Source organism: Ruegeria sp. CH11, assembly GCF_056537105.1.
Window position 1 is genome coordinate 248,643 of sequence record NZ_JBQFQX010000005.1, and the last position, 20,403, is coordinate 269,045.

Consider the following 20,403-nt stretch of genomic DNA (forward strand, 5'->3'; position numbering starts at 1 on the left):
GTCCTTACAGCTCAATCCCGGCGCGAAAGGGATCGCGCGGGTCAAACATCAATGTTGAGTCCGATATGACGTAAGCCTGACCGGTGATCTTAGGGATGACACCTCCGGACGTGCCGGGCTGAAATGACAGACGATATGTGCTGCCGATGACACTTTCCTGAACGATCTCTTGCCCAGCGGCCAGCGTACCGTTGGCAGCCAGACAAGCCAGCAGCGCCGAACATCCGGTTCCGCAGGGTGAGCGATCATAGTTGTCGTCCGGACACAAAACAAAATTCCGCGCGTGCGATCCGTCACACGCAGCCGTCCCTTGCAGAATGACGTGATCGACCGGTTCTGCGTTTTCGCCCCCTGCACGCTGCGCGATCGCGGTTTCCCGGATGGCCACGGCCAGATGCGTCAGTTGATGAATATTGCTGGCTTCAACAGGTATGGGGCTGGGATCAACGATGAAGAACCAGTTGCCGCCATAGGCCACATCGCCGGTGATTAAACCATTTTCCGGTACGTCCAGCGAGATGGAGCGGCGCACGCGGCGGCTTTCAACATTTGTTACGGTTACCGTGTTTGCATCATGCAATTCGACGGTCACAACCCCGGCAGGCGTTTCGATCCGGTGCGTACCAATGTTGATGCGTCCCAGATGCGCAAGCGTGACTGTCAATCCGATGGTGCCATGGCCACACATGCCCAACACAGCATCGACGTCGAAATAGATCACTCCGGTCACACAGGATCGGTCAACAGGTTCAACCAGCAGCGCGCCGACCATTGCAGGCTGGCCCCGCGGCTCGAGCATGACGGACCGATAGAACCCCTCATGTTCGGTCGCCAGCTTACGCGCACGATCAGCAAGCGGACCGGACCCCAGATCAGGTGCGCCATCCAGGATGACGCGCGTGGGCTCGCCTCCGGTATGGCTGTCGATCACATGCATTCGGCGATCACCCCACCCTGCTTGGACCAATCCGCAAACCAGTTCTGGAACAGGCTATATTGTTGCTCGCAATAGTTCCGTTGGGCATCGGTCAAAGCGTCCGTTTCATTGAAGTGCAGGCGGTATTCGTCTTCGCCGTTCAACACCAACAAATGTTTGTAATACAGCACCAGATCGGGGCCTTCATCGAAGCTGGACAGGACATGGAAGGCTTCGGTCAGTTCCTGCGCGCGCATGCGGGCTTCGGCATGTCCGTTTGCGGCTTTATGCGAGAGCGCCGACAACAACAGGGCTTCGCGCGGCAAAGCGGTTCCAATTCCGGTGATCGAGCCGGTCGCGCCGCAATTGACGATACCGTGATACACCTCGGTATCCACGCCGACCATCAAGGTGACCTGATCATCCTGACTTGTGATCGTTTCGGCCGCATAGCGCAAATCTTCCCGACCGCCGAACTCTTTGAAACCGACAAGGTTCGGATGTTCAGCCCGCAAGGCAAAGAACAGGTCTGCTCGGGTGGCAAATCCGTAATAGGGGCTGTTGTAGATGATGGCTGGCACGTCTGGCGCAGCCGAGAGTATTGCCTTGAAATGGTTGTGTTGCGCGGTCGGAGAGCTTCCGCGCGACAGCACGCGCGGGATGACCATCAGACCCGCTGCGCCAACGTTCTGAGCGTGGGCCGCATGCGCAACGGCAGATTTCGTATTGATTGCACCGGTTCCGACAACGACCGGCAGGCCCGCATCGACCAACCGCGCGACGCCATCCATTCTTTGCGCGTCGCTCAGCAACGGCCAATCGCCCATCGACCCGCAATAGACCACGGCAGACATACCTACCGAGATCATTTCCTTTCCCTTGCGCACAAGCGCGTCGAAATCCGGTTCGCGGCTTGAGGTGCAAGGGGTCATCAGGGCCGGCATCGTGCCGGAAAAAACGGTCGTGGACATCGGCTTGTCTCCGCCTGGCTAATTGTTCGTTTCACTGGTTATCGGATTTTGGATACAAAATCCAGAACAAGAAATTGGACAAGAAAAAACGCGCCGAAGCTGATGATCGGCGCGCCCGAGTCGTCTTTTTTGCAATAGGCCTTACCGCAGCCGCAAACCACTTTCCGGGTCAAACAGCATGGCGCGTTCGGGACGCACGGAAATGCCAATCCGCTCACCTTGGGTGCTGCGTTGATCTTCGCGTTCTTCCACGATCAGCTTGTCGCCATTTGGCGTGATTAGATAGGAGTAGGATACGCCGCCCAATGCCTCGGTCAGATCAACTGTGCAGGTATCGCTGTTGCGATCGACCTGAATGTGTTCGGGCCGGATGCCCAAAGTCACCTTTTTGGCGTCTGCGGGCACTCCGTCAGTGACCGGGATGGCCTCGGTCAGCGCCGGATGACGTACGGTGCCGTCCACAACGTCACAGTCCAGAAAGTTCATCGCCGGGGATCCGATGAAACCCGCGACGAACTTGTTATCCGGGTTGCGATACAAATCCATCGGAGCGCCAACCTGTTCAATACGCCCGTCCCGCAACACGACGATCTTGTCGGCCATCGTCATCGCCTCGACCTGGTCATGCGTCACGTAGATCATGGTCGCGCCGATCTCGTTATGCAGACGGGCAATCTCGACCCGCATCTCGACCCGCAATTCTGCGTCAAGGTTCGACAGGGGTTCGTCGAAGAGGAATACCTCGGGACCGCGCACGATGGCGCGACCGATCGCGACACGCTGACGCTGCCCCCCCGATAGCGCCTTGGGCTTGCGTTTGAGATACTGATCCAGCTTCAGGATGTTCGAAGCGTCCTGAACCTTCTGATCGATCTCGGATTTTGCAACACCGTTCATCCGCAGGCCGAACCCCATGTTTTCGGCCACGGTCATATGCGGATAAAGCGCGTAGGTCTGGAACACCATCGCAACCCCGCGTTTGGCCGGGTCTATGTGGGTTACATCCCGCGCGCCAATCTGGATCTGCCCTTCCGAGGTCTCTTCGAGCCCAGCGATCATGCGCAACAATGTGGATTTCCCGCAGCCCGAGGGGCCGACGAACACACAGAATTCACCATCTTCGATCTGCAGGTCAATTCCGTGGATAACCTGCGTTTGGCCGTATCTTTTGATTGCCTGATTCAGTGTCACGCCTGTCATGTCGCTTGCATCCTGTCATTGACTACATTTGCGCGGGTCTCGGGGAACCGCCATGCCTGAGCCTCGGTACCGATCTGTTCCGCCACATAGCGGACACGCGGGACCCAAGCCTCCAACTGATTGAAATCCATTCTTTCTGTCGATCCGGTGACCGAGATTGCGCCCAGCATCCGGTTGCCCGGGGTCAGGACCGGACAGGCCACGCAGATGATGCCGGGCTCGTGCTCTTCATCGTCGACCGCGTATCCACGTTTCCGAATCAGCGCGAGGTCAGCGCGCAGCGCGGCCTCATCGGTCAAAGTCTTGTCCGTAAAGCGGTGATAGCTTTGCTGCGAAACCGCTTTGGTCAGCGCCTCGTCATCCAGATAGGCCATCATCGCCTTGCCGACGCCGGTGCAATATGCCGGACCGACCTTGCCGGCTTGCGAGTACATTTCGACCGGTTGCGCCGCATTGCGCTTGTCAACATACAGCACCTGATTGGAATCAAGCTGCGCAAGATGCACCGTTTCGCCGGTTTCCCGGCTGAGTGCATCCAGATAAGGCCGCGCGATAGGTGCCAGCGAGCTTTGCGTCCACGCGGCATGCGCCAGACGGACAAGCCGCATTCCCGGCGTATAGGTCTGTCTTTCGGGGTCATAGGACAACATGCCCTGATTGGTCAGGGATTGCAGAAACCGATACAGGGTCGCCTTTGGAAAGGCGCTGTGGTCCAGCAGCTCTGCGAATCGCACAGGGCGACCAAAGGCCGCCACCTGATCCAGCACATCACATGCTTTGCCTATCGTTCCGTCACCTGCCACGGCTCCGCGATCTCCTCCCATTTCCCCGGGCCAAAGGCACGAGGGTCTTGACAAGACTAACCGAGTCGATGTGTAGTTTTCAATATATAAAACTTGGTTTCATTATTTGGAACCTTAAAAAGAAAATGGAAGCTAAGGGAGGAAACCATGCATTCCATGTTCAAACGTACTGCCGCCGCTCTGGCGGCCAGCGTCGCACTTGCTGCGCCCGTGGCCGCTGAATTGACCGGCGAGCTGCGAATATTCCTCGATACATCCAACCCGGCGCCGCGCGCGACGATGGAAGCGATGATCGAACGGTTCCAGCAAAAGCACCCGGGTCTGGAGATCGAAACCACCGTGATCGACCGCGAGGCCTACAAGACCCAAATCCGCAATTTTCTGACGGCGGACACGCCGGATGTTGCGAACTGGTACGCAGCCAACCGCATGAAGCCCTATGTTGAAGCCGGTTTGTTCGAGGACGTTTCCGATCTTTGGACCGAGCCGGAGATCGCCGAAAACTTGGCCTCCACCAAGGGTGCGATGACCCTCGACGGTAAGCAGTGGGGTGTGCCCTATACCTACTATCAGTGGGGTGTGTACTACCGCAAAGACATCTTTGACGAACTGGGTCTATCCGAGCCAACAACCTGGGAAGAAGAACTGGCGAACTGCCAGAAGATCGTCGATTCCGGGCGTACATGTTATACAATTGGGACGCGGAACTATTGGACCGCCGGAGGCTGGTTCGACTATCTCAACATGCGCACCAACGGGTACGACTTTCACAACCAGCTGGCCAACGGTGAGGTTAGCTGGGAAGATGATCGTGTAAAGCAGACCTTTGCCAACTGGAGACAATTGGTCGATATGGGTGCCTTCCCTGATGACCATACGGCGCGCAGTTGGCAGGAATCGCTGCCCCTTATCGTACGGGGAGATGCCGCTGCGATATTGTTGGGCAACTTCGCTGTTGCGCCGCTGCGCGAGGCGGGACTGACTGACGACCAACTGGACTTCTACCAGTTCGTCGCGATTAACCCGGACGTTGAGCTGGCCGAAGATGCACCGACCGATACGTTCCACATCCCTGCGAACGCATCGAACAAAGAAGCCGCGCGCGAATTTTTGCGCCATGTGGTTTCCGCAGAGGAGCAGACCGAAATCAATAACGGCGCGAACCTCGGGCAACTGCCAGTGAATGCACAATCCTCAGTCGATGATGACAAGTTCCTAGTCCAAGGGTTTGAGATGCTGTCTTCAAACAGCCCTGGCGGTGTTGCCCAGTTCTGGGACCGCGACGCACCAGCGGAAATGGCCAAAGTTTCGATGGAAGGTTTCCAGGAATTCATGGTCAAGCCGGACAATCTGGACCGGATTCTGGCCAAACTAGACCGCGCTCGTGAGCGTATCTACGACAACTGATCAGGGTATGGCCGGGCTGAAGCCCGGCCTACACCTTTGCAAATCGTAAGGCGGACGACTGTCCGCCTTGCTTCAACCAGAGCCGAGAACTCCGATGACCGTAGCCGCAGACGCCCCCGAACAGGAAAGCTGGTTCCACAGAAACCAACAGCGTATCGCGCCGTGGTTGTTTCTGGCCCCCGGTCTGCTGTTCTTTTTCGTATATGTCATTTTGCCCCTATTTCAGTCTTTCAACCTGTCCCTCTATGAATGGGATGGGCTTGGAGCTGCCGAATATGTGGGCTTTCGCAACTACGAAGACCTCTATTGGGAATGGGTCGATCGGGATGCGTTCTATATCTCGCTCAAAAACAATCTGATCTGGCTGATCCTTTACCTCCTCGCAATTCCAGGGGGACTGTTCATCGCCTTGTTCCTGAACCAGACGGTTTGGGGAATCCGACTCTACAAGTCACTGTTTTTCTTTCCCTTTGTCATCTCTCAGGTTGTCGTCGGGCTTGTCTTCACCTGGTTCTACGACCCAACCTTCGGCCTATTGAATGAATTCCTCGGCCTGTTCGGCATGGGCCCTCTGAACGTGCTGGGTGACGAGAGGTTCGTGACCTATGGCATCATTTTCGCAGGCTTATGGCCGCAGACGGCTTATTGCATGATCCTGTATCTGACCGGCCTGAACGCAGTGGACCCCGAACAGATTGAGGCCGGACGTCTGGATGGCGCAAAAGGCGCAAAGATGCTGTGGTTCATCATCCTTCCGCAACTGCGCCCCGCCACGTTCATCGCCTTTGTCGTCACCATCATTGGTGCCTTGCGCAGCTTTGACCTGATCTCGATCATGACCCAAGGTGGCCCATTTGGATCGTCCCGCGTCCTGGCCTACTACATGTTCGAGGTGGCGCTGTCCGAATATGGCTTCCGCATGGGATACGGTGCTGCCATCGCCGTGATCCTGTTCCTGATCATGCTCTGTTTCATCGCCTATTTCCTGTGGTCGATGTACCGCGAAGAGAAGGGGCACTAAGATGTTTCCCAGACCCATCGAAAAACAACCCCGCGCAGCACAGATCACCTATCAGGCCATGCTGCCTCTTGCGCTGCTGCTGTGGCTCGGGCCGCTGCTTGCGGTGGCGCTGTTCTCGGTCAAACCTGCAGCGGATTTCACCAACGCCAACTACTGGGGCATGCCCTCGAGCTTTGAAGGCGCGTTCAACTATGGACAGGTCTTCTTCAACTCGGATATGCCGCGTTATCTGCTGAATTCGTTCCTGATCACTGTCCCGACAGTGATCGGATGTGTCGCGCTGAGCTGCATGACCGGCTTCGCGCTCGGCATCTACAAGTTCAAATCGAACCTCTGGATCTTCTTCATGTTCGTCGCGGGGAATTTTGTACCTTTCCAGATCCTGATGGTCCCGGTGCGCGACCTGACGCTGGAACTGGGTCTCTACAACACCAAGACCGGCCTCGTGCTGTTCCACATCGCCTTTCAGACCGGATTCTGCACGCTGTTCATGCGCAACTTCATCCGAGCGCTTCCATTCGAGCTGATCGAGGCTGCGCGGGTCGAGGGTATCAGCGAATGGCGCATATTCTGGTACGTGGTTCTACCGCTGATGAAGCCTGCCATCGCTGCGCTCAGCGTGCTGATCTTCACCTTCATCTGGAACGACTATTTCTGGGCCGTGGTCCTGACACAAGGCGCTGAAAGCCAGCCCGTCACCGCGGGGATCACCAGCTTTAATGCGCAGTTCCGCGCCGCCTATCAGTTGATGAGTGCCGGTTCCATCGTTGCGGCGCTGCCGCCGGTGGCCATGTTCTTTCTGATGCAGAAACACTTCATCGCGGGTCTGACCCTCGGAGCGGTAAAATGACAAAAATTGCATTCGTTGGGGCTGGTTCCACGATCTTCATGCAGAACATCGTGGGCGACGCCCTGCTGACCCCTGCCCTGGCCAACAGCCATTTCGCCCTGATGGATATCGACCCGCAGCGCCTCGGTGAAAGCGAGGCGGTCGCAAAGGCAATGATCCGTTCGGTCGGGACCGGCGCAACGGTGTCCACGCATACAGACCGCCGCGCTGCGTTGGACGGCGCAGATTTCGTCATCACCGCATTCCAGGTCGGCGGGTACGAACCTTGCACGGTCGCGGATTTCGAAATCCCCAAACAATACGGTCTGCGTCAAACCATTGCCGACACGTTGGGCATTGGCGGCATCATGCGCGGTCTGCGTACCGTCCCAGTTCTGTGGGATGTCGCGAATGACATGATGCAGCTATGCCCGAATGCCACTCTGCTGCAATACGTCAATCCGATGGCCATTAACACCTGGGCATTGGCTGAACGTTTCCCGACCCTGAAGCACGTGGGCCTTTGCCATTCGGTGCAGAACACGGTCGAGGAACTGGCGCATGATCTGGATTTGCCCAAAGCGGACATTCGCTATCGGGTTGCGGGCGTAAACCACGTGGCATTCTTCCTGCGCCTGGAACATCAGGGGCGCGACCTCTACCCTGCTCTGCGTCAGGGCTATGCCAGCGGCAGGCTGCCAAAGGCTCCACTGCTGATGCCGCGCTGCCCCAACAAGGTGCGTTATGAGGTCATGGACCATCTGGGCTATTTCTGCACCGAAAGCTCCGAACATTTTGCGGAATACGTTCCCTGGTTCATCAAGGACGGGCGGCAAGACCTGATTGAGCAGTTTTCGATCCCACTCGATGAGTATCCGCAACGCTGCATCGAGCAGGTTGCCAACTGGAAAGAGCAGGCAAAAACACTGACCGACGGCCGCGATATCGAGGTCATTCGCAGCCACGAATTCGCAGCAGATCTGATGAACGCCATTGTCACCGACACAGCCTATACGGCCTATGGCAATCTGCCAAACACCGGTCAGATTCCGCAGCTGCCCTTAGGCGCTGCGGTCGAAACCCCTTGTCTGGTGGATTCCAATGGTGTGCAACCGTCGGTCGTCACAGACATTCCGCCGCAACTGGTTGCACTGATGCGCACACAGATCAACGTGCAGGAGTTGACGGTGCGCGCTCTGGTCGATCAGAACCCCGAGCATATCTACCACGCCGCAATGATGGACCCGCATACGGCTGCCGAGTTGGACCTGCGTCAGATCCGCAGCCTTGTCAGCGACTTGCTGACCGCCCATTCCGACTGGCTGCCTGACTGGTGCCGCCCGGCCCGCGCCGCCTGATCTTCATCTTTTCGAAAATACTCAATTCCAACTTCAGCCACAAAAAGCCACACCAGAACATGACGAAACGCCGCTCTCAGCATTGGTACGGAAAACTCGACAAGGACGGGTTCATCCACCGGTCGTGGATGAAAAACCAGGGCTTTCCTGATCACGCATTCGATGGACGCCCCATCATCGGCATATGCAACACCTGGTCGGAACTGACCCCCTGCAACTCGGGCCTGCGCGATCTGGCCGAGGGCGTGAAGCGCGGCGTGTGGGAGGCCGGAGGGTTCCCGGTCGAATTCCCCGTCATGTCGCTGGGCGAAACGCAGATGAAGCCCACCGCGATGCTGTTCCGCAACCTGCTTGCCATGGATGTCGAGGAATCCATCCGCGCCTATGGCATTGACGGGGTCGTGTTGCTGGGTGGCTGTGACAAGACCACTCCGGGGCAATTGATGGGCGCGGCCTCGGTCGATTTGCCCTCGATCGTGGTCAGTTCCGGCCCGATGCTGAACGGCAAATTCAAAGGCAAGGATATCGGCTCGGGCACGGATGTCTGGAAGTTCTCGGAAGAGGTCCGCGCCGGAGAGATGACCCTTCAGGATTTCATGAACGCGGAATCCGGCATGTCACGCAGCGCAGGCGTCTGCATGACCATGGGCACCGCGTCCACGATGGCCTCACTGGTCGAGGCGATGGGCATGAGCCTGCCCACTAACGCGGCGCTGCCTGCGGTCGACGCTCGCCGCATGGCCCTGGCGCATCTGACCGGCAAGCGGATTGTCGAGATGGTGGACGAAGACCTCAAACCTTCGGATATTCTGACCAAAGAAGCATTCGAAAATGCCATTCTGGCCAACGCCGCCGTGGGAGGATCGACCAACGCTGTGGTACATTTGCTGGCACTGGCTGGCCGGGTGGGCGTGGATCTGACACTCAAGGATTTCGAGATCGGTTCGGAAATCCCGCTGCTGGTCAACTGTATGCCTTCGGGAAAATATCTGATGGAAGATTTCTGCTACGCAGGCGGCGTGCCTGCGGTGCTGAAGGAGCTCAAACCTTTCCTGCGCCCTGCAAAAACGGTGCTGAACAAGGATATCGCGGCCCACTTCGAAGGGGCTGAATGTTATAACCGCGAGGTCATCCACAGCTTTGACGCGCCCGTTAAACCCGCTGCTGGTCTGCGCGTTCTGCGCGGCAACCTGGCCCCGAACGGGGCTATCGTGAAACCCTCGGCAGCGACGGATGAATTGCTGGAAACCGAAGCCGAGGCTTATGTTTTTGAAAACATCGAAGACCTGAAGGCCAATATCGACCGCGAAGATCTGCCGGTGACGCCCGAGACCATCCTTGTTCTCAAAGGCTGCGGCCCCAAAGGTTACCCGGGCATGCCCGAGGTCGGCAATATGCCGATCCCAGCCAAGCTGGTCAAAGACGGAGTACGCGACATGATCCGTGTTTCTGATGCACGTATGTCAGGCACCGCCTTTGGCACTGTCATCCTGCATGTCAGCCCCGAAGCGCAGGCCGGTGGGCCACTCGCGCTGGTCAAGACCGGGGACCGCATTCGCATTTCAGCCAGCAAAGGCGAGATGGAACTGCTGGTCGACAAAAAAGAACTGGACGCCCGCCGCGCTACGTGGCAACCGGATGCCCCGCATTACACTCGTGGGTACGCAAAGCTCTATATCGATCACGTTCTTCAGGCCGATCAGGGCGCGGACCTGGATTTTCTTGTGGGCAAAGACACCCGCCTCGTCACCAGAGAGAGCCACTGATGGACCAACCCGCCACATTCAACGACCTGAACGGCGCGTCCGTCTTCATTACCGGCGGTGGATCCGGGGTTGGCGCGTCGCTGACCGACGGTTTTTTGTCCCAGGGTGCCAATGTCGCCTTCATTGGCCGGTCGGATGCCAGTGCTTTTGTTGCCGAAATGCGGGACAAGCATGGCCGCGAACCGCTGTTTTTGCAGGGCGACATCACCGATACCGAGCTGTTACACGCCACCATGGCCAAAGCAGCCGAAGCCAATGGCCCCATCAAGGTGCTTGTGAACAACGCAGCCAATGACAAGCGGCATGAGCTTTCCGACACCACACCCGAGTTCTGGGACTGGATGATCGAGGTTAATCTCAAAGCCTACTATTTCGCCTGTCAGGAAGCCGCGCGCCAGATGCAGGACGCAGGCGGTTCGATCATCAACTTCAGCTCAATCAGCTATATGATGGGCAATGCAGGATATCCGATATACACCACGTCGAACGCCGGAATCACCGGGATGACGCGGTCTTTGGCCCGCGAACTGGGGCCACGGAATATCCGAGTGAACGCCCTGGCCCCGGGCTGGGTGCTGACGCAGAAACAGCTGGACAAATGGGCGACGCCCGAAGATCTGGCAGCGCATATGGACCGTCAATGCCTAAAGGAACACCTGACGCCCGAAGACATGATCGCACCGACCCTATTTCTGGCATCCGTGGCCAGTCGCGCAATGACCGGTCAGTGCATGGTGGTCGATGGCGGCGTTGTGACGACGGGGTGAAACGATGAAAGCAGAATGGATCGCTGTCGACTGGGGAACATCCCATCTGCGGGCCTGGGCCATGCGGTCGGACACCGTGCTGGACCAGGCGCAGTCAGATAACGGCATGGCGCGGATCGCCAAAGGCGAATTCCAATCTGCGTTGCTGGACCTTATCGAGGGTTGGCTGGACACCGCGCCGGTGGATGTCGTCGCCTGCGGCATGGTCGGCGCGCGACAAGGCTGGGTCGAAGCACCTTACGCAGCCGTTCCCTCGGCCCCGGTTCCTGCGGCGCCCGTTCGCGTGCCAAGCACCCACCCCCGCATACGGGCTTTCGTCGTTCCCGGTCTGAAGCAACTGGACCCGCCCGACGTCATGCGCGGCGAGGAAACGCAGATCGCCGGATTTCTGCGTACGCGACCGAACTGGGACGGCGTGCTCTGCCTGCCCGGTACCCATACCAAATGGGTACAAGTCAGCGCCGGAGAGGTCGTCAGTTTCCGGACCTTCATGACGGGTGAACTGTTCGAGTTGCTGCGCGGGCAATCGGTGCTGAAACATTCGGTCGGCGACGGCTGGGATCAGACTGCCTTTGCCGAGGCGGCGAATGACACGTTGTCCAAGCCGGAACAGCTCGCGGCGCGTCTGTTTGGATTGCGGGCGGCCGATTTGCTGAATGCACAGGATTCAGGGATTGCCAGGGCTCGTCTATCCGGCATGCTGATCGGGGCCGAACTGGCCGCCACGCGTGCCTATTGGCTGGGCCAGCAAATAGCGATCATCGGGGCCGACACGCTGGCCCAAATTTATGCAACGGCGCTGGAACAGCAGGGGGCGTTTGTCGAAACCGCAGACGCCGCCCAATCGACCCTATCTGGTCTGTTGCAAGCCCGGAACCTGACAAGAGAAACCGCATGAGCCGTCCCATCATTGCAATTCTGCGCGGTCTGCATCCATCAGAAGCCGAGGCCGTTGGTCGTATTCTGATCGACGCAGGCATCGAAAAAATCGAAGTCCCGCTGAACTCTCCCGACCCTTTGGAAAGCATCGGAATTCTGACCAATGCCTTCGGTGAACAAGCCCTGATCGGTGCCGGCACGGTGCTGAGCACGGATCAAGTTGACGCGGTCGCGGGCGTGGGGGGGAAACTGATCGTTTCACCAAACTGCGATACCGCTGTCATCGCGCGCACGGTTGCCTTGGGCCTGGAAAGCTGGCCGGGTGTCTACACCCCAACCGAGGCCTTTGCAGCCCTAGGCGCTGGTGCGACAGGGTTGAAGCTGTTCCCAGGTGTCATGGCCGGCCCGGCCGGAGTGGCCGCGTTGCGCCCTGTTTTGCCCGTCGGGACCCGCGTCTACGCGGTGGGCGGTGCAGGACCCGACAATTTCGGACAATGGATCAGCGCCGGAGCGGATGGGTTCGGCATCGGGTCCGCGCTGTTCAAACCGGGCATGACGATCACTGAAATCTCTGACCGCGCGCAGAAAATCGTAGCTTCCTATGATCAGGCTACCGGATGACCGAGATCTATGATGACCGCCCCTGCCTTCTGGGAGAGGGGCCGCTGTGGCACCCGGAGCGGCGGCAGCTTTTTTGGTTCGACATCAACGGCAAACGGTTGATGACCCGTGAAAACGCGGCAGCCAAAAGCTGGGATTTCGACGAACATGTCTCGGCCGCCGGATGGGTTGATCGTGAGACCCTGCTGATCGCGTCTGAGACCGGGTTGTGGCGGTTTGCGCTGGACTCTGGTCAGAAAGATTGGGTTGTCGGACTAGAAGCGGATAATCCCACCACCCGCTCAAACGATGGGCGCGCGGACCCTTGGGGCGGGTTCTGGATCGGCACGATGGGCAAGCAGGCCGAGCCAGGTGCCGGTGCGATTTACCGCTATTGGCGTGGCGAATTGCGCCAATTGGTGCCGGACGTGACGATATCGAACGCGATCTGCTTCGCACCTGACAAATCCTGCGCCTATTTCTGTGATACCACCACGAAACAAGTCATGCGCTGGGATTTGAATGCTCAGACCGGTTGGCCCGAAGGGGACGCCCGGGTCTTTCTGGATCTTCGGGCCGATGGTCTGAACCCGGATGGAGCAGTTGTTGACGCCGATGGCAATATCTGGATCGCTCAATGGGGCGCGGCGCGGGTCGCTGTCTATAATGCGACCGGGCAGTTTCAGCGCGCGATTTCGATACCGGCGCAGCATACATCATGCCCGGGATTTGGCGGCGAAGACCTGACCACTCTGTTCTGCACAACGGCCCGTGAGGGGCTGAGTGCCGACGAGATCAATATAAACCCTTCCAACGGTATGACCTTTGCCGCGCCAAACGCGGGGCAGGGTCAGGCGGAACACAGAGTAATCCTATGAAGCCGGAACTTGGCTGCTGTTACTACCCGGAGCATTGGCCCGAGGCGATGTGGGCGGACGACGCCGCACGCATGGTTGAGACTGGCCTGACTTGGGTTCGCATCGCTGAATTCGCCTGGAGCCGGATGGAGCCGGAACCGGGTCATTTGCAATTCGACTGGCTGGACCGGGCCGTCGAAACTCTGGGTGCGGCAGGCCTCAAGATTGTCATGGGAACGCCTACCGCGACGCCTCCGCGCTGGATGCTGGACAAGCATCCGGACATGCTGGCCCGTGATGCGCAAGGACATCCGCGCAAATTTGGGTCGCGGCGTCACTATTGCTTTAGCCATGCCGGATATATCCGGGAATGCCAACGCATCACGCGCATCATGGGTGAACGCTATGGCGGGAACCCGCATGTCGCGGCGTGGCAGATCGATAACGAATATGGCTGCCACGACACGACGATCAGCTACAGCGCCGCGGCGCTAAATGCCTTCCGGCTTTGGCTCGCGCGACTATACGGGTCCGTCGAGGCCTTGAACAATGCCTGGGGCAATGTGTTCTGGTCGATGGACTACAACAGTTTCGAGCAAATCGAGCTGCCGAACCAGACTGTGACCGAAGCCAACCCCGCGCACGCGCTTGCGTTTCGCCGGTTCAGCTCGGATCAGGTCGTGGCGTTCAACAAGGCGCAGGTTGACGAATTGCGCGGACTGACGGACGCGCCTTTGCTGCACAATTACATGGGCCGGGTGTTGGAGTTCGATCATTTCGCGATGGGTGCCGATCTGGATATCGCCACGTGGGACAGCTATCCCATCGGCTTCCTGTCGGACCGTATCGAGGCCGAGCAGACGCACAAAACCACCTATCTGCAACAGGGCGACCCAGACATGCAGGCGTTCCACCATGACCTGTACCGCGCCGTTGGTCGTGGGCGCTGGTGGGTGATGGAACAACAGCCGGGACCGGTGAACTGGGCCCCTTACAACCCTGCCCCCCTGCCCGGAATGGTCAGGCTCTGGTCGCTTGAGGCTGTAGCCCACGGCGCCGAGGTGGTCAGCTATTTCCGCTGGCGGCAAGCGCCAATGGCACAAGAGCAGATGCATGCAGGGTTGCTGACACCAGACAACCGCGCTGCCCCCGGGCTGACCGAAGCACGTCAAACGGCGGATGATCTGGCAGGATTGGGGAACGTGGTACAGACGCGGGCTCGGGTGGCGATTGTATTCGACTACGCCTCGGACTGGGCGTGGACCACCCAGCCGCAGGGGGCAGGTTTCGACTATTTCCGACTGGTGTTCTCGGCCTACCGGGCGTTGCGCCGTGCCGGGCTATCCGTGGACTTTGTGTCCGCAACCGATGTTCCGAAAGACGGCTACGATCTGATCCTCGCGCCGGGGCTGGCCACGCTTGGGGACGACGTCGCTGCCAAGATCAAAAATGGCGCGCGACTTGCAGTATTTGGCCCGCGTGCCGGAGCGATCACGCCGGATTTTCAGATACCTGAACAGGGCCGCCCCGGCCTGCCCGGTCTGGATTGCGAAGTGGATCTGATCGAAACGCTGCCGCCGCAGATCAAAAGACCTGTGATTGGCGGCGGTGCAGCGCAGCATTGGGTGGAACGTGTATCAGGTAGCGCGCCGGATGTGCTGTCGTTTGAGGACGGCACCTCAGTACTGCGTGCTGGTGATGGCCTTTGGTACCTTGCCGGCTTCCCGGATGACGATTTGTGGGACCGGATCGTTGCGATGGCCGCCCGTGAAACGGGTGTCACACTACATGTGATGCCCAAAGGTCTGCGGCAGCGCGAAACTGCGGACCACGTGTTCCTGATCAACTACAACGCCGATGCGGTGGAATGGAACGGGCATGTCATAAACGGTTGCGATGTCGCGATCCTTGCGCAAGATTCGTCTCGTCCCGCCTGAATCGGACAGCTGACAAAGAAATTGATACCGCTAACATAAGCTGCTAGAGGGCGGGCAGCCGGTCTTGGCCACAACAGGTTGCGCACATGACTTATACCCGTTCCGACTTTCCGGATTCGTTCATATTTGGCATCTCGGCGGATGACCCCGGCCCTATGTCTCTGACCGGTGGGCTTGATGCGTTTCGGTTCCCGGTTCACTGGCAAATGGTCTTGCCGCACGGTCGCGGCGAGCCGGATTCTGCTGGGTTGGATCATTACAAGCGTATGACCGATACGCTGCTGGATCACGGATTGCGACCCTGTGCTGCACTGGATTCGTCGACCCTGCCTGCCGAACTGGCGGACCTGGGCGGTTGGCGCAATCGCGATATCGCACATTGGTACGCGGATTTTGCCGAGACGGTCATCGCACATATCGGCGACCGGCTTTTCAGCGCAGCGCCAAGAACGCGCTTCTGGCCTGCCGGCGAACCGACCGCTGATAACCCGGACATGCGTGTCGTGGTACGCAGCCTGCACCACCACCTTCTGGCGACCGGCACGGCGATTGGTGCTATGCGCAGTTACGGCATGGCCGATCTCGGCCTGGATATTCAGTTTGACGGACCCGCGGCTATCACCCTTTTCAACGCTCATTTTTGCGGTCGCTACCAAGACGACCTGCTGACGACGTTCAAGCCGCACCTACCGGACCAATGGCAAAGCGACTTCGAAACGATCTGCGAACCTGTCGACTGGTGTCTTTTGGATGTTTCGCAACAAGGAATTGTCGAATTTTCAGAGCTATTGTCTTGCCTGCAGCGAGACCACACCAAGGAAACTCCTTTGTATGTTCTTGGTGACGTGGAAACAGAGGAAGGCGTCGGCACCGTGATAGATGGCCTCCAATCGGCCCTCAAAACAGGTGTTCCGGTAAATGGGCTGTTTGCGTGCGCGTCCGGCGCGGCCCCTGCGCCGTTTCAAAGACTGCTTTCGGCAGAAAAACAGCCCACCCCATGGGTTGCATCATCGAATGCGCTGCATGCGCATTGGAACATGGTTGCGGATGTGGGCGGCACCAATACGCGTCTGGGCGTTGTGACAAACGGAACCTTGGACGAGCTGCACAAATTCCCGACAGGCAAGCTGGACGACTTTCGCGCGGCGTTGCACAGCGTACGCGAGGCGGTCGGCACCGACCCGCAGGCGGTTGTGGCAGCAGGGGCAGGTCCGCTGCGCGATGGCGTCATTCAGTTGACCAACGCGCCGTTGGCGCTGTCGGAAGATACGCTCGCCAGCGCGACCGGGGCGAAACGTTCATTCGTAATCAACGACTTCACCGCTGCGGCATGGTCGGTGGCTGACGTTACCGCCAAGGACGTCACGGTTCTGCAGGGCGCGGAAACCCCGCCGCCGGGAACCAGGTTGGTCGTAGGCCCCGGCACCGGTCTGGGTGTCGGAGCGCTGCTTTATTCCGAGGGGCATTACCACACCGCCTCGGGCGAGGGCGGGCATATGGGTCTGTCTCCGCGCCATCGGGACGAAGTTGACGTGTTCGACGCTGCGCGCCGTATTGCCCCCGAATGTTTTTTTGCCGACAGCCTCGCGATCGAGGCCGAAATGTTCCTGAGTGGAACTGGACTGCCGATCCTCTACCAGGCGATCGGCATGGCCGGAGGTCAACCGGATACGCCTGCGCGGACAGCCAAGGACATCCTGCAAGATGCTCGCGATGGAAACGACGCTGTCGCCGTCAAGGCGGCCCGCATGTTTACCGAACATCTCGGCGCAATTATGGGGGACCTTGCCGTTGCCCTTATCCCGTCCGGCGGCGTCTTTCTGCTGGGGGGCGTTGCCGAGAAAAATCGATGGCTGTTCGGGCAGGATTTCCTGACTGCATTCAACGCAGGTGGCCGGTTCGACGATTTGCGGCAAAGCATGAACCTGTACGTGTCCGAGATGGATGAATTCGGCATTGTTGGCGCTAACAATTTCTGCAAGAATGCGCTTGCACGATGATCTTTGCCTGTAAAGGAACCCCATCATGATCCTGTGCTGCGGCGAAGCCCTGATCGACATGATCGCCGAACCCACGGTCTCGGGCGGGCATGGCTTTGTACCCCATTCCGGAGGCGCAGTTTTCAACACGGCCATCGGCATTGGTCGGTTGGGCGGTCGGGTCGGGATGCTGACTGGCATTTCGACCGATATGTTCGGCCAGCAACTGACCGCCGCCTTGCAGATCAGTCATGTCGACACCAGCCATGTTATCGTTTCCGACCGACCCACCACATTGGCCTTTGTGCAGCTACAAGACGGGCACGCCACCTACAGCTTTGTGGATGAAAACACGGCCGGTCGGATGCTGACACCCGCTGACATCCCGGATCAACTGCCTGGTGTATCAGCGCTGTATCTTGGTGGTATCAGCTTGGCCTGCGAACCCTGTGCGGATGCCTATGCAGCGCTTCTGGCGCGCCACGGTGCGGACAAGGCGGCTATGCTGGATCCCAATATCCGGCCCGATTTCATAGCTGATCAGACCCGGTACCGCACGCGTCTGAACCGAATGATCGCACAAGCGGATATCGTGAAGGTCTCGGACGAGGATCTTGACTGGATCATACCCGGCCCCGAACCGCTTGCGGAAAAGATCCCGCTTTTGTTGCAGGCGGGGCCGGTGCTGGTGATCCTGACCCGTGGCCGCGCAGGCGCGACCGGCTACCTGGCCGACGGGACCGAGGTCTCTGTACCCTCTGGCAAAGCAAATGTTGTGGATACCGTCGGTGCTGGTGATACGTTCAATGCGGGTGTTCTAGCGTCTCTGGATGCTGCCGAATGCCTGAGCAAACCGGGCTTGCGATCGCTGTCCGCCGATACATTGCGCGCAGCCCTTGTACAGGGCGCAAAAGTGGCCGCCATCACCGTTTCCCGCGCCGGGGCCAACCCGCCCTGGGCGCACGAGCTTTGACGCAGAGAGACCCTCATGAAACGATCTGATATCAACCGTATCAAGCGCGATGCGCAGGACTTTATCAAATCCTTCGGCGCGGTGTTGCCGCCCTTCGCAGACTGGTCCCCCGATCAAATGCGCGGTACACAGGCAGAGGGCATTCGCTCGCGCGGTCTGGGGTGGGACATCACCGACTATGGCCAAGGCCGGTTTGACGAACTTGGTCTATTTCTGTTCACCCTGCGCAACGGGGACTTCGATGATCTGAGCAAGGGCCGCGGCATGCTTTATGCCGAGAAACTGCTGATTTCGCGGGACAAACAGCTGTCACCGATGCACCGGCATATCCTCAAGGCCGAAGATATCATCAACCGCGGCGGCGGCGATCTGGTGATGGAGATTTACGCCTCGGACGCGCAGGGCGGGATTGACCGCGACACTCCGGTTGTTGTGCCCAGCGACGGCTGTCCGGTCACCATCCAGCCTGGCGAATTGATGCGGCTGAAGCCGGGGCAGAGCGTTACTTTGATGCCCGGCATCTGGCATGCATTCTGGGCCGAACAGGGTGACTGCCTGATTGGCGAGGTCTCGACCGTGAATGACGATCGCACGGACAATGTTTTCGAGGACCCGATCCCGCGGTTTGCAACCATTGAAGAAGACGTTGAGCCCGATTTCCTGCTGGTTTCCGACTATTCCTGAACCGAAGTGAAGCGCGCGCGACGCGACGGCACTCTGGCCAAATGCGGTGCTCGGAGACACAGTCTGTCGAAACAGGATTGAAACGAGAGGACCGGTGTAAACCGGACGAGCGGTTGAGAGCGGGAAAAATCATCAAATTCACACTCGGGGCCTTGGGTCTGAGTGTAGTCGCAGCTGTTGGGTATCTGCTGATCGCTCCGCCGGATTTGCTGAAAGTCGGAACGAACTATTCTGCCAAGATTGTTTGTTCCAACGTGTTCATCGCGGGGCGCGACGCCGGTCAGGTTTTGGCGGAAGACGTTCAGGCACCGGGCCATCCGCTGTTGCGTCATGTTTCGGTCGAGGTAGACCCCGACCAGCAGAGCGTGACAGCGCGACTGTTCGGCGTTTTTGCCCCCGCCACATCGCAGCACCGCGCCGGGCTGGGATGTGCCAATCTGCATGACGCGGACCTGAGCGCGCAGACCTTGGCAGCCCCGGCCCCGCGCCCTGACGGGCTTTGGCCCACGGGCAACAATGTCGCCCTGTCACAGACCCCTGCCCTTTTGGACGTTATGTCCGATGAAGCACTTCTGGGTCCGGGCTACCGCGCCGTTGTGGTTGTCAAGAATGGGCGAATTGTTGGCGAAAGTTACGCGCCGGGTTTTGACGCCAACACCCCATTGTTGGGCTGGTCCATGACCAAAACGGTCACCGCCGGGCTGATTGGATCGTTGGTGGAGGCTGGCAAGATCAACATTGCTGACACGCTCACAAATAGCTATCCGGACTGGGCGCAGGACGACAGGGCTGAGATCACGGTCGAGGATATGTTGGCCATGTCCAGCGGCCTGATCTGGAACGAGGACTATGGTGACGTTTCAGACGTAACCCGAATGCTCTATCTCAATGACGACATGGCCGGGTTCGCCGCAGATCGCGCGCTGTCGACCGCGCCGGGTGAAACGTTCAATTACTCTTCGGGCACATCCACCGTGCTGTCGCGGTTCTGGCAGGATGTCGTGGGCGATGGCAGCCTGTCCTATCCGCGTGACGCCTTGTTCGACCCATTGGGCATGACCTCTGTTGTGCTGGAGACCGACGCAAACGACACTTACGTCGGTTCAAGCTACATGTATGCGACGGCCCGCGATTGGGCGCGTTTCGGGCAGCTTCTGTTGCAAGGCGGGTTTTGGGACGGGCAGCAGATACTGCCCGAAGGGTTCACCGACTGGATGTTCGAACCGGTCGCTGCGTCTGACGGGCAATATGCCAAAGGTCATTTGTGGATTGACGCCCCGGGTGGCATGCCGCCCTTTGAGGATGCTGTCTGGCTGCAAGGCCATGACGGCCAATCGGTTGGTGTGTTTCCGTCGCGCGATCTGGTGATCGTCCGGCTGGGCTTAACGCCTTCGCGGCTGGGGTATTCCCCAGTGCCGCTGGCAAAGGCGGTGATCGCAGCCGTGGGGGACTGACG

Annotated in this window: 18 protein-coding genes; 14 read left to right on the forward strand and 4 right to left on the reverse strand. The window is 58.9% G+C overall.

Features of this window, described 5'->3' with window-relative positions; genetic code table 11:
* Positions 1-4 precede the first annotated feature (4 nt).
* The 4 genes from ACR0LX_RS10825 to ACR0LX_RS10840 all read right to left on the reverse strand — a co-directional run bounded on the left by ACR0LX_RS10825 (position 5) and on the right by ACR0LX_RS10840 (position 3,890).
* Positions 5-937 carry a 4-hydroxyproline epimerase gene (locus ACR0LX_RS10825; RefSeq protein ID WP_480783734.1) on the reverse strand — a complete coding sequence of 311 codons (933 nt, stop codon included), beginning with the start codon at positions 935-937 and terminating at the stop codon, positions 5-7.
* Complete coding sequence (locus tag ACR0LX_RS10830) at positions 928-1,887, reverse strand: dihydrodipicolinate synthase family protein (RefSeq protein ID WP_480783735.1); 960 nt, start codon at positions 1,885-1,887, stop codon at positions 928-930. The genes ACR0LX_RS10825 and ACR0LX_RS10830 overlap by 10 nt, the downstream gene beginning before the upstream one ends.
* A gap of 141 nt (positions 1,888-2,028) precedes the next feature.
* The gene (locus ACR0LX_RS10835) at positions 2,029-3,087 is read right to left on the reverse strand and encodes an ABC transporter ATP-binding protein (protein ID WP_480783736.1); all 1,059 of its coding nucleotides are present in this window, start codon (positions 3,085-3,087) and stop codon (positions 2,029-2,031) included.
* Positions 3,084-3,890 carry an IclR family transcriptional regulator gene (locus tag ACR0LX_RS10840; protein ID WP_480783737.1) on the reverse strand — a complete coding sequence of 269 codons (807 nt, stop codon included), beginning with the start codon at positions 3,888-3,890 and terminating at the stop codon, positions 3,084-3,086. Before ACR0LX_RS10840 ends, ACR0LX_RS10835 begins: the two co-directional genes overlap by 4 nt.
* A 147-nt stretch (positions 3,891-4,037) precedes the next feature.
* On the opposite strand from ACR0LX_RS10840, the gene ACR0LX_RS10845 reads away from it, so the two are divergent.
* From ACR0LX_RS10845 to ACR0LX_RS10910, 14 genes are all read left to right on the forward strand, one after another.
* Positions 4,038-5,297 carry an ABC transporter substrate-binding protein gene (locus ACR0LX_RS10845; protein WP_480573673.1) on the forward strand — a complete coding sequence of 420 codons (1,260 nt, stop codon included), beginning with the start codon at positions 4,038-4,040 and terminating at the stop codon, positions 5,295-5,297.
* A 94-nt stretch (positions 5,298-5,391) separates the two neighbouring features.
* Positions 5,392-6,318, forward strand: a complete 927-nt coding sequence (locus tag ACR0LX_RS10850; RefSeq protein WP_480783738.1) for a carbohydrate ABC transporter permease — start codon at positions 5,392-5,394, stop codon at positions 6,316-6,318.
* A 1-nt stretch (position 6,319) separates the two neighbouring features.
* Complete coding sequence (locus ACR0LX_RS10855) at positions 6,320-7,168, forward strand: carbohydrate ABC transporter permease (protein WP_480783739.1); 849 nt, start codon at positions 6,320-6,322, stop codon at positions 7,166-7,168.
* Complete coding sequence (gene melA, locus ACR0LX_RS10860; RefSeq protein WP_480783740.1) at positions 7,165-8,505, forward strand: alpha-galactosidase; 1,341 nt, start codon at positions 7,165-7,167, stop codon at positions 8,503-8,505. Before ACR0LX_RS10855 ends, melA begins: the two co-directional genes overlap by 4 nt.
* A gap of 59 nt (positions 8,506-8,564) precedes the next feature.
* Positions 8,565-10,271: an IlvD/Edd family dehydratase gene (locus tag ACR0LX_RS10865; RefSeq protein WP_480783741.1), complete on the forward strand. Its 1,707-nt coding sequence runs from the start codon at positions 8,565-8,567 to the stop codon at positions 10,269-10,271.
* A complete protein-coding gene (locus ACR0LX_RS10870) occupies positions 10,271-11,038 on the forward strand; it encodes an SDR family NAD(P)-dependent oxidoreductase (protein WP_480783742.1) in 768 nt (255 codons plus the stop codon). Before ACR0LX_RS10865 ends, ACR0LX_RS10870 begins: the two co-directional genes overlap by 1 nt.
* A 4-nt stretch (positions 11,039-11,042) precedes the next feature.
* Complete coding sequence (locus tag ACR0LX_RS10875) at positions 11,043-11,936, forward strand: 2-dehydro-3-deoxygalactonokinase (protein WP_480783743.1); 894 nt, start codon at positions 11,043-11,045, stop codon at positions 11,934-11,936.
* The gene (locus ACR0LX_RS10880) at positions 11,933-12,538 is read left to right on the forward strand and encodes a 2-dehydro-3-deoxy-6-phosphogalactonate aldolase (RefSeq protein WP_480783744.1); all 606 of its coding nucleotides are present in this window, start codon (positions 11,933-11,935) and stop codon (positions 12,536-12,538) included. Before ACR0LX_RS10875 ends, ACR0LX_RS10880 begins: the two co-directional genes overlap by 4 nt.
* Entirely contained in the window at positions 12,535-13,395 is an 861-nt protein-coding gene (locus ACR0LX_RS10885; protein WP_480783745.1) for an SMP-30/gluconolactonase/LRE family protein, read from the forward strand. Before ACR0LX_RS10880 ends, ACR0LX_RS10885 begins: the two co-directional genes overlap by 4 nt.
* Positions 13,392-15,311 (forward strand): beta-galactosidase, encoded by a 1,920-nt coding sequence (locus ACR0LX_RS10890; protein ID WP_480783746.1) that lies wholly within the window; start codon positions 13,392-13,394, stop codon positions 15,309-15,311. Before ACR0LX_RS10885 ends, ACR0LX_RS10890 begins: the two co-directional genes overlap by 4 nt.
* 86 nt (positions 15,312-15,397) lie before the next feature.
* Positions 15,398-17,311 (forward strand): family 1 glycosylhydrolase, encoded by a 1,914-nt coding sequence (locus tag ACR0LX_RS10895; protein WP_480783747.1) that lies wholly within the window; start codon positions 15,398-15,400, stop codon positions 17,309-17,311.
* 25 nt (positions 17,312-17,336) lie between these two features.
* Positions 17,337-18,263, forward strand: a complete 927-nt coding sequence (locus tag ACR0LX_RS10900) for a carbohydrate kinase family protein (protein WP_480783748.1) — start codon at positions 17,337-17,339, stop codon at positions 18,261-18,263.
* Between the two features lie 15 nt (positions 18,264-18,278).
* Complete coding sequence (locus ACR0LX_RS10905) at positions 18,279-18,947, forward strand: D-lyxose/D-mannose family sugar isomerase (RefSeq protein WP_480783749.1); 669 nt, start codon at positions 18,279-18,281, stop codon at positions 18,945-18,947.
* Positions 18,948-19,060: 113 nt separating this feature from the next.
* Positions 19,061-20,401 (forward strand): serine hydrolase domain-containing protein, encoded by a 1,341-nt coding sequence (locus tag ACR0LX_RS10910; RefSeq protein ID WP_480783750.1) that lies wholly within the window; start codon positions 19,061-19,063, stop codon positions 20,399-20,401.
* The last annotated feature ends 2 nt before the right edge of the window (positions 20,402-20,403 follow it).

Bases quoted from the DNA above. Each gene is read 5' to 3' on its own strand.
- ACR0LX_RS10880 (WP_480783744.1), top strand. From the start codon at position 11,933: ATGAGCCGTCCCATCATTGCAATTCTGCGCGGTCTGCATCCATCAGAA.
- ACR0LX_RS10890 (WP_480783746.1), top strand. From the start codon at position 13,392: ATGAAGCCGGAACTTGGCTGCTGTTACTACCCGGAGCATTGGCCCGAG.
- ACR0LX_RS10905 (WP_480783749.1), top strand. From the start codon at position 18,279: ATGAAACGATCTGATATCAACCGTATCAAGCGCGATGCGCAGGACTTT.
- ACR0LX_RS10855 (WP_480783739.1), top strand. From the start codon at position 6,320: ATGTTTCCCAGACCCATCGAAAAACAACCCCGCGCAGCACAGATCACC.
- ACR0LX_RS10845 (WP_480573673.1), top strand. From the start codon at position 4,038: ATGCATTCCATGTTCAAACGTACTGCCGCCGCTCTGGCGGCCAGCGTC.
- ACR0LX_RS10825 (WP_480783734.1), bottom strand. From the start codon at position 937: ATGCATGTGATCGACAGCCATACCGGAGGCGAGCCCACGCGCGTCATC.
- ACR0LX_RS10895 (WP_480783747.1), top strand. From the start codon at position 15,398: ATGACTTATACCCGTTCCGACTTTCCGGATTCGTTCATATTTGGCATC.
- ACR0LX_RS10885 (WP_480783745.1), top strand. From the start codon at position 12,535: ATGACCGAGATCTATGATGACCGCCCCTGCCTTCTGGGAGAGGGGCCG.
- ACR0LX_RS10900 (WP_480783748.1), top strand. From the start codon at position 17,337: ATGATCCTGTGCTGCGGCGAAGCCCTGATCGACATGATCGCCGAACCC.
- melA (WP_480783740.1), top strand. From the start codon at position 7,165: ATGACAAAAATTGCATTCGTTGGGGCTGGTTCCACGATCTTCATGCAG.
- ACR0LX_RS10875 (WP_480783743.1), top strand. From the start codon at position 11,043: ATGAAAGCAGAATGGATCGCTGTCGACTGGGGAACATCCCATCTGCGG.
- ACR0LX_RS10830 (WP_480783735.1), bottom strand. From the start codon at position 1,887: ATGTCCACGACCGTTTTTTCCGGCACGATGCCGGCCCTGATGACCCCT.
- ACR0LX_RS10850 (WP_480783738.1), top strand. From the start codon at position 5,392: ATGACCGTAGCCGCAGACGCCCCCGAACAGGAAAGCTGGTTCCACAGA.
- ACR0LX_RS10865 (WP_480783741.1), top strand. From the start codon at position 8,565: ATGACGAAACGCCGCTCTCAGCATTGGTACGGAAAACTCGACAAGGAC.
- ACR0LX_RS10870 (WP_480783742.1), top strand. From the start codon at position 10,271: ATGGACCAACCCGCCACATTCAACGACCTGAACGGCGCGTCCGTCTTC.
- ACR0LX_RS10835 (WP_480783736.1), bottom strand. From the start codon at position 3,087: ATGACAGGCGTGACACTGAATCAGGCAATCAAAAGATACGGCCAAACG.